Origin of the sequence: Limnohabitans sp. Hippo4, assembly GCF_003063605.1 — a bacterium.
Taxonomy (GTDB): Bacteria; Pseudomonadota; Gammaproteobacteria; order Burkholderiales; family Burkholderiaceae_C; genus Limnohabitans_A.
In genome coordinates, this window is record NZ_NESE01000002.1 from 600,162 (window position 1) to 612,716 (window position 12,555).

General features: G+C 51.9%; 15 protein-coding genes. 11 read left to right on the forward strand and 4 right to left on the reverse strand.

From position 1 onward, the window contains the following. Positions 1–21: 21 nt before the first annotated feature. The 5 genes from rpsF to dnaB all read left to right on the forward strand — a co-directional run bounded on the left by rpsF (position 22) and on the right by dnaB (position 3,072). A complete protein-coding gene (rpsF, locus tag B9Z46_RS08240) occupies positions 22–387 on the forward strand; it encodes a 30S ribosomal protein S6 (RefSeq protein WP_055360982.1) in 366 nt (121 codons plus the stop codon). Between the two features lie 18 nt (positions 388–405). Next, positions 406–702 carry a primosomal replication protein N gene (gene priB, locus B9Z46_RS08245; protein WP_231717622.1) on the forward strand — a complete coding sequence of 99 codons (297 nt, stop codon included), beginning with the start codon at positions 406–408 and terminating at the stop codon, positions 700–702. A gap of 15 nt (positions 703–717) precedes the next feature. Beyond that, positions 718–999, forward strand: a complete 282-nt coding sequence (gene rpsR / locus B9Z46_RS08250; protein ID WP_055360980.1) for a 30S ribosomal protein S18 — start codon at positions 718–720, stop codon at positions 997–999. Positions 1,000–1,010: 11 nt separating this feature from the next. Beyond that, positions 1,011–1,463, forward strand: a complete 453-nt coding sequence (rplI, locus tag B9Z46_RS08255) for a 50S ribosomal protein L9 (RefSeq protein ID WP_055360979.1) — start codon at positions 1,011–1,013, stop codon at positions 1,461–1,463. A 175-nt stretch (positions 1,464–1,638) separates the two neighbouring features. Next, complete coding sequence (dnaB, locus tag B9Z46_RS08260; RefSeq protein ID WP_055360978.1) at positions 1,639–3,072, forward strand: replicative DNA helicase; 1,434 nt, start codon at positions 1,639–1,641, stop codon at positions 3,070–3,072. A gap of 28 nt (positions 3,073–3,100) precedes the next feature. Here the strand turns inward: dnaB and B9Z46_RS08265 are convergent, their stop codons facing one another. From B9Z46_RS08265 to B9Z46_RS08275, 3 genes are all read right to left on the reverse strand, one after another. Continuing rightward, on the reverse strand, positions 3,101–4,732 hold the full coding sequence (locus B9Z46_RS08265; protein ID WP_108255515.1) for a PhoH family protein: 1,632 nt from the start codon (positions 4,730–4,732) through the stop codon (positions 3,101–3,103). A 123-nt stretch (positions 4,733–4,855) separates the two neighbouring features. Then, positions 4,856–5,332 (reverse strand): peroxiredoxin, encoded by a 477-nt coding sequence (locus B9Z46_RS08270; RefSeq protein WP_055360976.1) that lies wholly within the window; start codon positions 5,330–5,332, stop codon positions 4,856–4,858. A gap of 132 nt (positions 5,333–5,464) precedes the next feature. Then, the gene (locus B9Z46_RS08275; protein WP_108255850.1) at positions 5,465–5,842 is read right to left on the reverse strand and encodes an Mth938-like domain-containing protein; all 378 of its coding nucleotides are present in this window, start codon (positions 5,840–5,842) and stop codon (positions 5,465–5,467) included. 80 nt (positions 5,843–5,922) lie between these two features. On the opposite strand from B9Z46_RS08275, the gene B9Z46_RS08280 reads away from it, so the two are divergent. The 6 genes from B9Z46_RS08280 to B9Z46_RS08305 are packed head-to-tail and all read left to right on the forward strand — an operon-like array spanning position 5,923 to position 11,951. Beyond that, complete coding sequence (locus B9Z46_RS08280) at positions 5,923–7,155, forward strand: pyridoxal phosphate-dependent aminotransferase (RefSeq protein ID WP_108255517.1); 1,233 nt, start codon at positions 5,923–5,925, stop codon at positions 7,153–7,155. 11 nt (positions 7,156–7,166) lie between these two features. Beyond that, positions 7,167–8,489, forward strand: a complete 1,323-nt coding sequence (locus tag B9Z46_RS08285) for a homoserine dehydrogenase (protein WP_055360973.1) — start codon at positions 7,167–7,169, stop codon at positions 8,487–8,489. Continuing rightward, on the forward strand, positions 8,489–9,934 hold the full coding sequence (gene thrC, locus B9Z46_RS08290) for a threonine synthase (protein WP_108255519.1): 1,446 nt from the start codon (positions 8,489–8,491) through the stop codon (positions 9,932–9,934). Before B9Z46_RS08285 ends, thrC begins: the two co-directional genes overlap by 1 nt. A 5-nt stretch (positions 9,935–9,939) precedes the next feature. Beyond that, positions 9,940–11,214: a gephyrin-like molybdotransferase Glp gene (gene glp / locus B9Z46_RS08295; protein WP_108255521.1), complete on the forward strand. Its 1,275-nt coding sequence runs from the start codon at positions 9,940–9,942 to the stop codon at positions 11,212–11,214. Further along, positions 11,211–11,459 carry a molybdopterin converting factor subunit 1 gene (moaD, locus tag B9Z46_RS08300; RefSeq protein ID WP_055360970.1) on the forward strand — a complete coding sequence of 83 codons (249 nt, stop codon included), beginning with the start codon at positions 11,211–11,213 and terminating at the stop codon, positions 11,457–11,459. Before glp ends, moaD begins: the two co-directional genes overlap by 4 nt. Before the next feature lie 3 nt (positions 11,460–11,462). After that, positions 11,463–11,951 (forward strand): molybdenum cofactor biosynthesis protein MoaE, encoded by a 489-nt coding sequence (locus B9Z46_RS08305; RefSeq protein WP_108255523.1) that lies wholly within the window; start codon positions 11,463–11,465, stop codon positions 11,949–11,951. A gap of 17 nt (positions 11,952–11,968) precedes the next feature. Here the strand turns inward: B9Z46_RS08305 and B9Z46_RS08310 are convergent, their stop codons facing one another. Beyond that, entirely contained in the window at positions 11,969–12,520 is a 552-nt protein-coding gene (locus tag B9Z46_RS08310; RefSeq protein ID WP_199220574.1) for a hypothetical protein, read from the reverse strand. Positions 12,521–12,555 lie beyond the last annotated feature (35 nt).

Consider the following 12,555-nt stretch of genomic DNA (forward strand, 5'->3'; position numbering starts at 1 on the left):
TAAAACCCAAAAGGAGTCTCAATGCGTCATTACGAAATCATTTTGCTGATTCATCCGGATCAGAGCGAACAAGTTCCAGCCATGCTGGAGCGTTACAAAGGCATGATCGTTGCCGGCGGTGGCAAGATTCACCGTGTCGAAGACTGGGGTCGCCGCCAGTTGGCCTACCAAATCAACAAGTTGGGCAAAGCCCACTACTTGTGCGTGAACATTGAAGCTGATCAGGCTGTGATGGCCGAACTCGAACACGCCTTCAAGTTCAACGATGCCGTTTTGCGTCACATGACTGTTCTGAAGAAGAAAGCCGAAACAGGCCCATCTTCCATGATGAAACAAGTCGAGCGCGAAGAAGCTCGTAAAGCCCAACAAGCCGAATTTGCAGGCTAATCACATTTGTCGTCGGGAGTGACAGAACAAAATCACGTTGAATTGACCGCTGGTATCGCAGAGCAAAAAGCAATTCGATACACACCGGCTGGCTTGCCAGTCATTGACTTGGTCCTAGAGCACAGCTCTAGCATTCAAGAAGCGGGAACTCTCAGACAGGTCAAAGCCACAGTCAAGGCTGTCGCCATCGGATCTGTTGCAGAGCGAATTCAAACCCAGCCTATTGGCAGCGTTTGGAGATTCAGCGGTTTTTTGGCCACCCCCAAAAACGGAAAAAATGTGATTCTGCATATTCAAGAATTCAAGACACTTTAATTTTCAGGAGGCCCCATGGCCACTTTCAAAAAATTCAACAAAGACAAGCGCCCTAAGCGCAACACCCAGTCATTGCTGTTCAAGCGCAAGCGTTTCTGCCGCTTCACAGTCACAGGCGTGGAAGAGATTGATTACAAAGACGTCGACACATTGCGCGACTTCATCGCCGAAAACGGCAAAATCATCCCCGCACGTTTGACAGGCACACGCGCTATTTATCAGCGCCAATTGAACACAGCCATCAAGCGCGCTCGCTTCTTGGCCATGTTGCCTTACAGCGACCAGCACAAAGTTTAAGGAGAACAACCATGCAAATTATTCTGCTCGATAAGGTTGTGAACCTTGGCAATTTGGGTGAAATCGTTAAAGTTAAAGACGGTTACGCTCGCAATTTCTTGATCCCCAGCGGTCGTGCACGTCGCGCCACTGAAGCCAACAAAGCCGAGTTCGAAGCACGCCGTGCCGAACTGGAAAAAGCAGCAGCTGCCAAATTGGCCGAAGCACAAGCTCAAGGCGAAAAATTGGCTGGCGCAGTGGTTAAGATCACTCAGAAAGCTGGCGTTGACGGTCGTTTGTTTGGCTCTGTCACCAACCACGACATCGCTGAAGAGTTGAACAAATCTGGCTATGGCTTGTCCAAAGCTCAGATCCGTATGCCTAACGGCCCGATCAAAACGGTGAGCGAATCTTCCGTGGCTGTGGCATTGCACACTGACGTGGTGGTGGAAGTGACTGTTTCTGTTTACGGCGAAACAGCTTAATTACCAAGCGCTTCAAAAAGCCGCCTGTCGCATGACTGGCGGCTTTTTTCTTTTCTGCCAGAATTTCTTATTTATTCACAAGACTTTCTGCACTTACCAACGACTTATCCACAGGCTTGTCCCATGACCAAGTGCCGATCCGTGCGTAAGATCGAGCATTCAATTTAGAACGTCCATGTCAGCACTTTTCCCTCCACAGTCGCACTCAGAATCCGAGTTGGGTTTTTCAGCCCCTACCCAAGATCAACAGATCGCGCAACTTCGAGTTCCACCCCATTCCATTGAAGCAGAGTCCAGCGTTTTAGGCGGCTTGCTGCTCGACAACAGCGCATGGGATCGCATGGGAGATTTGTTGTCGGAAAATGATTTTTATCGACATGAACACAAGCTGATCTTCAGTGCCATTTCGAGCTTGATCAATGGCTCCAAACCAGCAGATGTCATTACCGTCTTTGAACAATTGCAAAATCAAGGCAAAGCCGAAGGCATGGGCGGTTTAGGTTATTTGAATTCTTTGGCGCAATACGTGCCCAGTGCCAGCAACATTCGGCGCTATGCAGAAATTGTTCGCGAGCGTTCCATCTTGCGTAAATTGGTCACTGCCAGCGATGAAATTGCCACCAATGCGTTCAGCCCACAGGGTCGTGCGGTTGAAAAAATCTTAGACGAGGCTGAGCAAAAAATCTTCAACATCGGTGAAGAGGGCTCACGCATGAAACAGGGCTTTCAGTCCATGGACACCTTGGTGGTGGACCTGATGGACCGTGTCCAAGAGATGGCTGACAACCCCAATGACATTACCGGTGTCCCCACAGGTTTCTACGATCTCGACCGCATGACTTCGGGCTTGCAAGCGGGCGATTTGGTGGTGTTGGCGGCGCGTCCCTCTATGGGTAAGACGGCTTTCGCGATCAACATTGCGGAGCATGTGGCTTTGAATGAAGGCTTGCCAGTTGCTGTCTTTTCAATGGAGATGGGCGCGGCTCAATTGGCTGTGCGTGTGGTCGGCTCGATTGGCCGGATTGACCAAGGTCACCTGCGTACAGGCAAATTGACCGATGAAGAGTGGCCTCGGCTGACAGATGCCATTGAGCGCTTGCGTACGGTGTCATTGCACATCGATGAAACACCAGGCTTAACGCCTAGCGAACTTCGCGCCAATGCCAGGCGCCTTGCACGAAAGTGCGGCAAGCTAGGTTTGATTGTGGTGGATTATTTGCAACTCATGAGTGGTTCGTCCGGTGGTGATGGCGACAACCGTGCCACCGAGTTGGGTGAAATCTCACGCGGTTTGAAGATGCTGGCCAAAGAACTGCAGTGCCCAGTGATTGCTTTGTCGCAGTTGAATCGAGGCGTCGAGCAGCGAACCGACAAGCGGCCCATGATGAGTGACCTGCGCGAGTCGGGTGCCATTGAGCAAGATGCAGACATCATCATGTTCATTTACCGCGACGACTATTACAACAAAGACTCCAAAGACCCAGGGACCGCCGAAATCATCATCGGCAAGCAGCGAAACGGCCCAACAGGCGCCGTTCGCCTGACGTTCTTGAAACCGCTCACTCGCTTTGAGAGTTTGGCCTCAGGCGGTGACAGTGGCGATTATTAAAATCGCCGCCTTCATTTACCCATCAAGATCAAAGTACTTCGCTGGCAAAGTCGGCAAGTCGTGAACGCTCGCCGCGTGCCAATGTGATGTGGCCACCATGCGCCCATCCCTTGAAGCGATCAACCGCATAGGTCAAGCCTGATGAGCCCTCAGTGAGATAAGGTGTATCAATTTGGGCCAAGTTACCCATGCAAATGATCTTGGTGCCAGGGCCTGCACGAGTGATCAAAGTTTTCATTTGTTTAGGCGTTAAGTTCTGCGCCTCGTCAATGATCACGTATTTGTTCATGAAAGTGCGGCCGCGCATGAAGTTCATGCTCTTGATTTTGATGCGGCTGCGAATGAGTTCGTTGGTGGCTGCGCGGCCCCATTCGCCCGCATTGCCGCCATCACCTTTGGCCAAGAACTCCAAGTTGTCGTCCAATGCACCCATCCAAGGGCCCATTTTTTCTTCTTCGGTGCCTGGCAAGAAACCAATGTCTTCGCCCACGCTGACGGTGGCACGCGTCATGATGATTTCGGTGTAGCGGCGATCGTCCAGGACTTGTGTCAGGCCAGCGGCCAGTGCCATCAATGTTTTGCCGGTGCCAGCGGTACCTGCCAAAGTGACAAAGTCAACTTCGGGGTCGGTCAACATGTTCATGGCAAAGTTTTGCTCGCGGTTTCGGGTGGTCACACCCCACACTGCATTTTTGGCATGGCCAAAATCTTTGAGTGTTTTCAGCACAGCGGTCTTGCCTCGAATTTCTGTCACCCGGGCGTAGAGGCTGGGTTCGCCCGGCGCTTCAAGGTACACAAATTGGTTGATCAAGAGGCTTGGCACCAAGGGGCCACTCAAGCGATAGAAGGTGTGACTGCCTTGTTGCCAGCTCTCGATGGCTTTGCCGTGGCGGTTCCAAAAGTCAGGGGGCAGGGCCATGGCGCCGGAATACAGCAGATCGCCATCTTCCAGTACTTTGTCATTTTGGTAGTCCTCGGCTGCCAGGCCCAATGCGCGGGCTTTGACGCGCATGTTGATGTCTTTGGAAACCAAGACCACTTCTCTGGGGGCGTGCAATTTGCCCAAGGCTTGAACCACACCCAGAATTTGGTTGTCGGCTTTTCCCTGAGGCAAGCTCATGGGCAAACTGACATCCATGATTTGGGTTTGGAAAAACAATTTGCCGCCAGAGTCGATGTGACCTGTGGCATTGAGTGGCAATCCCAGTTTGATGTCAGAGCCAGGGGTTGCAGCCAATGCATCCAAGAAACGACTGGTTTGACGTGCATTGCGCGCCACTTCTGTCATGCCTTTTTTGTGGCTGTCCAGTTCCTCTAAAACAATCATTGGCAGATAAACGTCGTGCTCTTCAAATTGAAAGAGGCACATGGGGTCGTGCATCAGAACGTTGGTGTCCAAAACGAACAATTTCGTGGGGCCTTGGTTCTTTTTAGACGCCTTGGTTTTCTTTGGCGCCTGCTGGGGAACAGGCTCACGCGAGTAAGAGGGTGTAATGCTTTGTTCTTGCAGCTCAGGTATTGCTTTTTTCGCAATGGGTTTCTTGGTCACGTTGTCATGCGGCATTGATTTGGCAGGTGCACTGATGGCACTTTCTGATTTAGCGAGCGCTTTAGAGGAGATCAATGATGCGCGCTGTGTGGGAGCGGGGGGCAATGGCATGAAGTGTGGCCTCTGGTGAAAAGTTAAAAACGAGAACGCAAAGAAAAAGCCGCCTGGAGGCCAAGGCGGCTTTGCTTTAGGGTTGAATCTGGATGGGGCTGTAATTTCAGCGGCATGGTGCCATTATGCGGCTTTTTTCAGGGCCTTAACGGCTTTTAGAACTTCTTCAACGTGGCCTGGGACTTTCAGGCCACGCCATTCTTCTTTGACCAAGCCGTCTGGGCCAATCAAGAAGGTGCTGCGCTCAATGCCTTTGACTTTCTTGCCGTACATGATTTTGTTTTTGACAACGCCAAACATGTGGCACATTTTTTCTTCTGTGTCGGCAATCAACTCGAATGGCAGTTCCAACTTGGCCTTGAAGTCGTCATGAGACTTCATGTTGTCGCGGGATACGCCAAAGACGGTAGCGCCAGCTTTGGCGAAGTCTTTGTATTTGTCGCGAAACTGCATCGCTTCGGTGGTGCAACCAGGGGTGTTGTCCTTCGGGTAGAAGTACAAAATCATGATTTTGCCGTTGTGAGATGTGTTTGAAACCTTCAGGCCGCCCGTTGCGTTTGCTTCAAATTCGGGAAGGGGTTTGTTAACAACGATCGCCATAGAACTAATCTCACGTGACAGAAATGAACCGCATAACCGATCAGGTGCTGAGTAGCAACATCACCGGACGGCAATCGCGTATTTTATCCTGAAACTCGAGGGGGTTTTGAAATAGTCCGCAAAACCACCCAATCAAGCCTCGTTCAGAGGCAGATAGGCCAAAACGACGTGCCGTCCCTCACCGGCCAACACGTTAAAGGTGCGGCAGGCAGCCCCGCTGTCCATGGTTTCTACCCCAATTCCCTGACGAATCAGGCCTTGGAGAAGCTTGGGGGCGGGGAATCGCAGCCGTTGACCGCTGCCAAAAATCACCAATTCCGGCCCAAAGGCCAGCAATTCATCAAAGGTGTCTTGTGTCAGGTCTGCAAAAGATACTGCGGACCATGTTTGAGGGCCCTGGATGGCGCACAACTTCATGGGGCCAGTTTGCAGTTTGCCGTTGACGACAACACCTTCAGCGCCATAGCTTTGAATCGAATAAGCGTTGCTGGCATCAGGATGGAGTTTCATGCGGTATTGTTTCTTAAAAAGGGCCAGTTCTGTGGTCAAATTATAGGTTTTCCCCAGCGCCAACACCCCTCGGAGGGATTTTGAAAACTATCCAAAAATCAGCCAAGCTTGCCAACGTTTGTTACGACATCCGCGGCCCCATCATGGACCGCGCCAGACAAATGGAAGAAGAGGGCCACAAAATCATCAAATTGAACATCGGCAACTTGGCGGTGTTCGGCTTCGATGCGCCCGAAGAAATTCAGCAAGACATGATTCGCAATCTGCCCAATTCGGCGGGTTACTCGGACAGCAAGGGGATTTTTGCGGCTCGCAAGGCGGTGATGCATGAGACTCAAAAGCAGGGCATCAAAGGCGTCACATTGGACGACATTTATCTGGGCAATGGCGCCAGTGAATTGATTGTGATGGCCACCAATGCGTTGCTAGACAACGGCGACGAGCTTTTGTTGCCAGCGCCCGACTATCCCTTGTGGACAGCTGCGGCCAGCCTTTCTGGTGGAACGCCCGTTCACTACCTTTGCGATGAGACCAAGGGCTGGATGCCCGACCTGGCAGACATTCGCGCCAAAATCACAGCCAAAACCAAAGGCATCGTGGTGATCAATCCCAACAACCCAACGGGAGCGCTTTACTCCGACGAGTTGTTGTTGGGTATCGTGGCAATTGCACGTGAACACGGGTTGGTGATTTTTGCAGATGAAGTCTATGACAAGGTTTTGTACGATGGCGTGAAGCACACGCCTATCGCCAGCCTCAGCCAAGATGTCCTCACCATCACCTTCAACTCATTGTCGAAAAGTTACAGATCGTGCGGATACCGCGCGGGTTGGATGTTTCTGACGGGTGACAAGCGTCCCGCCAAAGATTACATCGAGGGTTTGAACATGTTGTCCAACATGCGTCTGTGTGCCAATGTGCCGGGACAGTGGGCCATTCAAACAGCCTTGGGCGGTCATCAAAGCATCAATGAATTGGTGAACGAGGGCGGACGTCTGCGCAAGCAACGAGACCTTGCTTATGAGTTGATCACAGCCATTCCTGGCGTGACATGTGTGAAGCCCAGTGCGGCCCTTTACATGTTCCCCAAACTCGATCCCAAAATTTATCCGATTCAAGACGACCAACAGTTTTTCCTGGAAATGTTGCAAGAGACCAAAGTGATGTTGGTGCAAGGTACTGGTTTCAATTGGACCGAACCTGATCATTTCCGAATTGTGTTCTTGCCTCATTTGGATGATTTGCGTGAAGCCATTGCAAGAATGGCCAAGTTTTTAGAAAAAGCGCGTCTGCGTTTTGGTACTGCGGTTTAAGTGAGAGAGTTATGAATCCAATACAAGTCGGCCTGATGGGCATGGGCACAGTCGGTAGCGGCACATTCAATGTGCTCAAGCGCAATCAAGAAGAAATTAAACGACGCGCCGGTCGCGGCATTGCGATCACCATGGTGGCTGATCTGGATGTGGCCAAGGCCCAATCGCTGTGTGGTGATCATGTGAAAGTGGTGAACGATGCGCGCCAGATCATTGCCAACCCCGACATTGACATTGTGGTTGAACTGATCGGCGGCTATGGCATTGCAAAGACGTTGGTGCTTGAAGCCATTGCTGCGGGCAAACACGTGGTCACGGCCAACAAAGCATTGCTGGCCGTTCACGGCACAGAAATCTTTGCTGCTGCGCATGCCAAGGGCGTGATGGTGGCTTTTGAAGCAGCCGTAGCGGGCGGCATTCCCATCATCAAAGCGCTGCGCGAAGGTTTGACGGCTAACAGCATTCAGTGGGTGGCGGGCATCATCAACGGCACCACCAACTTCATCTTGTCTGAGATGCGTGAAAAGGGCTTGGACTTTGATGTGGTGCTCAAAGAGGCTCAGCGATTGGGCTACGCAGAAGCCGATCCGACCTTTGACATTGAAGGTGTTGACGCAGCACACAAAGCCACACTCATGAGTGCTTTGGCATTTGGCATCCCCGTTCAATTCGACAAAGCCTATGTTGAAGGCATTACCAAATTGGGTGCGGCCGATATCAAATACGCCGAGCAATTGGGTTACCGCATCAAGTTGTTGGGCATTACCAAGCGCACCGATGCAGGTGTTGAATTGCGTGTGCACCCTAGCTTGGTGCCCACACAACGCCTGATTGCCAACGTTGAAGGCGCTATGAATGCCGTGATGGTGCAGGGCGATGCCGTCGGCACCACGCTTTACTACGGCAAGGGTGCAGGGTCTGAGCCAACGGCCAGTGCTGTGATTGCTGATTTGGTCGACATCACGCGCTTGCACACAGCCGACCCTTTGAACCGCGTGCCCCATTTGGCTTTCCAACCCAATGCCATGAGCAATTTGAAAATTTTGCCCATGTCCGACGTTGTGACCAGTTACTACTTGCGCTTGCGCGTGGCAGATGAGGCGGGCGTTTTGGCCAAGTTGACGGGCCTGTTGGCAGAGGCCAACATCAGCATTGATGCGGTGCTTCAACGCGAAGCCGATCAGGTCAGCCAAGCGGGTGAAAACCAAACTGATGTGATCATCCTCACGCACGATACGGTTGAGGGCAAGATGAATGAAGTGTTGGCGCAAATGCAAGCATTGCCCACGGTGATGGCGCCCATCACCAAAATCCGTAAAGAAGAGCTGAACTGATGCGCTACTTGTCTACCCGCGGTCATGCTGATCGCAAACGTTTTTGTGAAATTTTGCTGGAAGGCCTGGCGCCCGACGGTGGTTTGTATCTACCCGAAACGTACCCCCAAATTACAGCAGACAACTTGACGCACCTGCGCCAAGTTTGGCAAACCAAAGGCTATGCAGCGTTGGCGTTCGAAGTGCTGTCTCTGTACATTGATGACATTCCATCCAATGATCTGCAAGCCCTTTGCCAAAAGACCTACACAGAAGCCGCTTTCGGTACCCCCGAAATTGTGCCTTTGAAGTCCCTCAAAACCAATGCGGCGCCTGGCGCACAAGTGAGTTTGGAAGCTTTGTCAAATGGTCCAACGTTGGCATTCAAAGACATGGCCATGCAACTGTTGGGCAATTTGTTTGAGTACGAGTTGGCGCGTCGCAATGCCGAGTTGAACATTTTTGGTGCAACTTCCGGTGACACGGGCAGTGCTGCAGAGTACGCCATGCGCGGCAAAAAAGGTGTGCGTGTGTTCATGACCAGCCCACAAGGCCGCATGAGCCCATTCCAACAAGCGCAAATGTTCAGCTTGCTCGATGAGAACATTCACAACATTGCCATCGAAGGAGTGTTCGACGATTGCCAAGACATTGTGAAAGCTGTCAGCAACGATTTGGATTTCAAACGCAAGTACAAAATTGGGACCGTCAACTCCATCAACTGGGCTCGTCTACTGGCGCAGGTGGTGTACTACTTTGCGGGTTACTTTCAGGCCACGCAAGACAACTCACAAAAGGTTAGCTTCAGCGTACCCAGTGGCAATTTTGGCAATGTGTGTGCCGGTCATGTGGCGCGCATGATGGGTTTGCCCATTGACCAATTGGTAGTGGCTACCAATGAAAATGACGTGCTCGACGAGTTCTTCAGAACGGGTGTCTATCGCGTTCGAGGCACAGCCGATACCCACGAAACATCCAGTCCTTCGATGGACATTTCCAAGGCCAGCAACTTTGAACGCTTTGTGTTTGACTTGCTTCAGCGCGATGCTGTTCGAACCAAAGATTTGTTCTATGACCAATTGAATCAAAAAGGTCAGTTTGATTTAGGTCACGACCCTTTGTTTGCTACGGCCAAAACCAAATTCGGTTTCATCAGCGGTAAGAGCACACATGCTGATCGACTCAAAACCATCCAAGAGGTTTTTGCAGACAATCACATTATGATCGACACGCACACAGCCGATGGCTTGAAAGTGGCTGTGCCGCTGGCCAAACCAGGCATTCACATGCTTGTATTGGAAACGGCTTTGCCCATCAAGTTTGCTGCCACCTTGGTGGAAGCCTTGGGACGTGAACCCGATCGGCCAGCCAAATTTGAGGGCATTGAGGCCTTGCCCAAGCGGGTTCAAGTGATGCCCAAGTCTGTCGACGCCGTCAAAAAGTACATTGCGCAGCACTGCGATTGATCCCGATGGCCAACGACAACACTCCCAAACGCCCACCCCTGATGTCCTTGGACGAGGCCTTGGACCATGTGTTGAAAGGGGCCATCGTCATCCCTGAACACGAGTCAGTGCCCAGCTTTGAGGCTGACGGTCGTGTCTTGGCTGAAGACCTGGTGTCGCAACTCCAGGTGCCGCCGCAAGACAATTCTTCGATGGATGGTTATGCCATTCGCTTAGAAGATGTGCCAGTTGCGGGTGCAAGATTGAAAGTGACCCAACGCATTCCAGCGGGTCACAACGGTCAGGCGCTTCAAGCCGGTGAAGCCGCGCGCATCTTTACAGGTGCACCCATTCCGCCAGGTGCCAATGCAGTTGTGATGCAAGAGGATACCCAACTCGATTCATCCACTGAGGTCCCTGAAGTTGCTGTCCAAGTGATACCCAGCCAGGGTCAATGGATCCGGCGAAGTGGCGAAGATGTGACTCGCGGTGCAGTTGTGTTGCCTAAAGGCACGAGGCTAGATCCTGCCGCATTGGGTTTGGCCGCCAGCATTGGCGTTGCCAAAGTGAAAGTGGTCCGCCGTCCACGCGTGGCCTTGTTTTCGACGGGCGATGAGTTGGTGATGCCTGGCGACGTTGAGCCGCAGAACATGCGACCTGGCGCGATCTACAACTCCAACCGATTTTTCCTTCGCGCCTTGTTGGTTCGTGCTGGCTGCGACGTCACTGATTTGGGAATCGTGCCTGACAACTTGAGCTCAACCCTTCAAGCGATGAAGACGGCAGCTGCTAACCATGATTTGATTTTGACCAGTGGCGGCGTGTCTGTGGGTGAAGAAGATCATGTCAAGCCAGCGGTCGAAGCTTTGGGTGGTTTGAATTTGTGGCAAATTTCCATGAAGCCCGGTAAACCATTTGCCTTCGGTTTTCTCAATCCACAGGGCGCCTGCGCTTCCAATAAAACATATTTCATGGGACTGCCTGGCAATCCAGTTTCAAGCTTTGTGACTTTCCAATTGTTGGTTCGTCCCTTCTTGTTGGCTTTGCAAGGTGTGGCGGCAGTTCGCCTAACGCCCTATCGTTTGCAAGCTCATTTCGATCTTCCTAAACCTGATAAAAGGCGCGAATTTTTGCGTGTCAAACGCAATGCCCAAGGCGGGGTAGAGTTATTCCCCAATCAAAGCTCTGGTGTTTTGACTTCCGTCGTTTGGGGTGATGGTGTGGTGGACAACCCAGGCGCGCAAGCCATTCAAGTGGGTGATTGGGTGTCGTTTTATCCCTTTGCCGAGTGGCTGCAATGAAACTCCGTTTGCGTTACTTTGCTTCATTGCGAGAGTCGCTTGGAAAGTCTCACGAAGACTTCCTGACCGATGCGCAAACAGTGGGCGAGTTGAGAGATCAACTGCTTGCGCAAGGCGGTGCGTATTTGTGTTTGGCGCGCGGCAAAGCTGTCCGAATGGCTTTGAACCAAGTCATGGTGGAGGAGGATGCGCCCATTACGGACAACGCCGAGTTGGCTTTTTTCCCACCGGTGACAGGGGGCTGAAACATGCAGCCTCGCGTGGTCATTCAAACTGAAGACTTCAATGTGGCTGAAGTGCTGGCTGCGCTTCGCGCCAATGACCTGAGGGTGGGTGCAGTTTGCTCGTTTGTGGGTACGGTTCGCGACACGCGCATGCTCACCGGACAAGCTGGGGATGAGGTTGTTTCAATGACCTTAGAGCACTATCCAGGCATGACCGAGTCTTCCATCGAGGCCATGATTGAAGAGGCGCATCAGCGTTTTGATTTTTACCAAGCCAAGGTCATTCACCGAGTGGGCGACTTGAAACCTGCCGATCAAATTGTGTTGGTTGCTGTCACCTCGGCACATCGCGGCGAAAGCTTCAAGGCCTGTGAGTTTTTAATGGACTACTTGAAAACCCAGGCGCCCTTTTGGAAAAAAGAGGAAACCCCCGAAGGCGCGCAATGGGTTGATGCGCGGGTCAGTGATGACCAAGCCCTGGCTCGCTGGGGCATCAAGTCAAGCAACGCTTAACGGATGAATAGACGCAGTCAGTGTTGGTAAGCTGGCCGCTCAGCACTGGCAGGGTCCAAGTTGTCGGGGCGCTGTGAAAAATCAGGTTGTTGCCATTGCGCTTTTTTCAAAGCTTGTTCAATGAGGTGCAACAAGCCATGCAACAAAGCTGCCTGAAGATTGAATTCACAAGATGCACCACTGGCATTCTCGCCACTCTTGTCTTGAAATAACAAATTCAAACTGCCGCTATTGAGCAAATTCAGTTGAACATCGGTCACCAGCATGGGGGTGGGGCCCAAAGGTAGGCTGAGGTTTTGCGAGACAAAGGGCGTTGAAAAATCGGCCTGTGACAGAAAGTTCTCGCGCTTTAACTCAGCCAACATTTGTTGAGCCGTTGTGTCTGTCGCCATCACTTGGGGGTCGCGGGCTTCAAGTTGAACCACGGAGGCCTGCAGATGTGGCAGCAAGCGCAGTGTCATGGCCCTTGTGAGCCACAGCCTGAACTCCTGACTGTCTTGATTGCTGACCCGCAAGGCCAAGCGATCTTGACGTTCGTCATATTGGACCGACATTTGGTGAATGTTCATTCTTGACATTCTAGAGGCTCTGGGCAGAGCGGTGG

Bases quoted from the DNA above. Each gene is read 5' to 3' on its own strand.
- rpsR (WP_055360980.1), top strand. From the start codon at position 718: ATGGCCACTTTCAAAAAATTCAACAAAGACAAGCGCCCTAAGCGCAAC.
- glp (WP_108255521.1), top strand. From the start codon at position 9,940: ATGGCCAACGACAACACTCCCAAACGCCCACCCCTGATGTCCTTGGAC.
- B9Z46_RS08310 (WP_199220574.1), bottom strand. From the start codon at position 12,520: ATGAACATTCACCAAATGTCGGTCCAATATGACGAACGTCAAGATCGC.
- rplI (WP_055360979.1), top strand. From the start codon at position 1,011: ATGCAAATTATTCTGCTCGATAAGGTTGTGAACCTTGGCAATTTGGGT.
- rpsF (WP_055360982.1), top strand. From the start codon at position 22: ATGCGTCATTACGAAATCATTTTGCTGATTCATCCGGATCAGAGCGAA.
- B9Z46_RS08270 (WP_055360976.1), bottom strand. From the start codon at position 5,332: ATGGCGATCGTTGTTAACAAACCCCTTCCCGAATTTGAAGCAAACGCA.
- B9Z46_RS08265 (WP_108255515.1), bottom strand. From the start codon at position 4,732: ATGCCATTGCCCCCCGCTCCCACACAGCGCGCATCATTGATCTCCTCT.
- B9Z46_RS08275 (WP_108255850.1), bottom strand. From the start codon at position 5,842: ATGAAACTCCATCCTGATGCCAGCAACGCTTATTCGATTCAAAGCTAT.
- thrC (WP_108255519.1), top strand. From the start codon at position 8,489: ATGCGCTACTTGTCTACCCGCGGTCATGCTGATCGCAAACGTTTTTGT.
- dnaB (WP_055360978.1), top strand. From the start codon at position 1,639: ATGTCAGCACTTTTCCCTCCACAGTCGCACTCAGAATCCGAGTTGGGT.
- B9Z46_RS08285 (WP_055360973.1), top strand. From the start codon at position 7,167: ATGAATCCAATACAAGTCGGCCTGATGGGCATGGGCACAGTCGGTAGC.
- moaD (WP_055360970.1), top strand. From the start codon at position 11,211: ATGAAACTCCGTTTGCGTTACTTTGCTTCATTGCGAGAGTCGCTTGGA.
- B9Z46_RS08305 (WP_108255523.1), top strand. From the start codon at position 11,463: ATGCAGCCTCGCGTGGTCATTCAAACTGAAGACTTCAATGTGGCTGAA.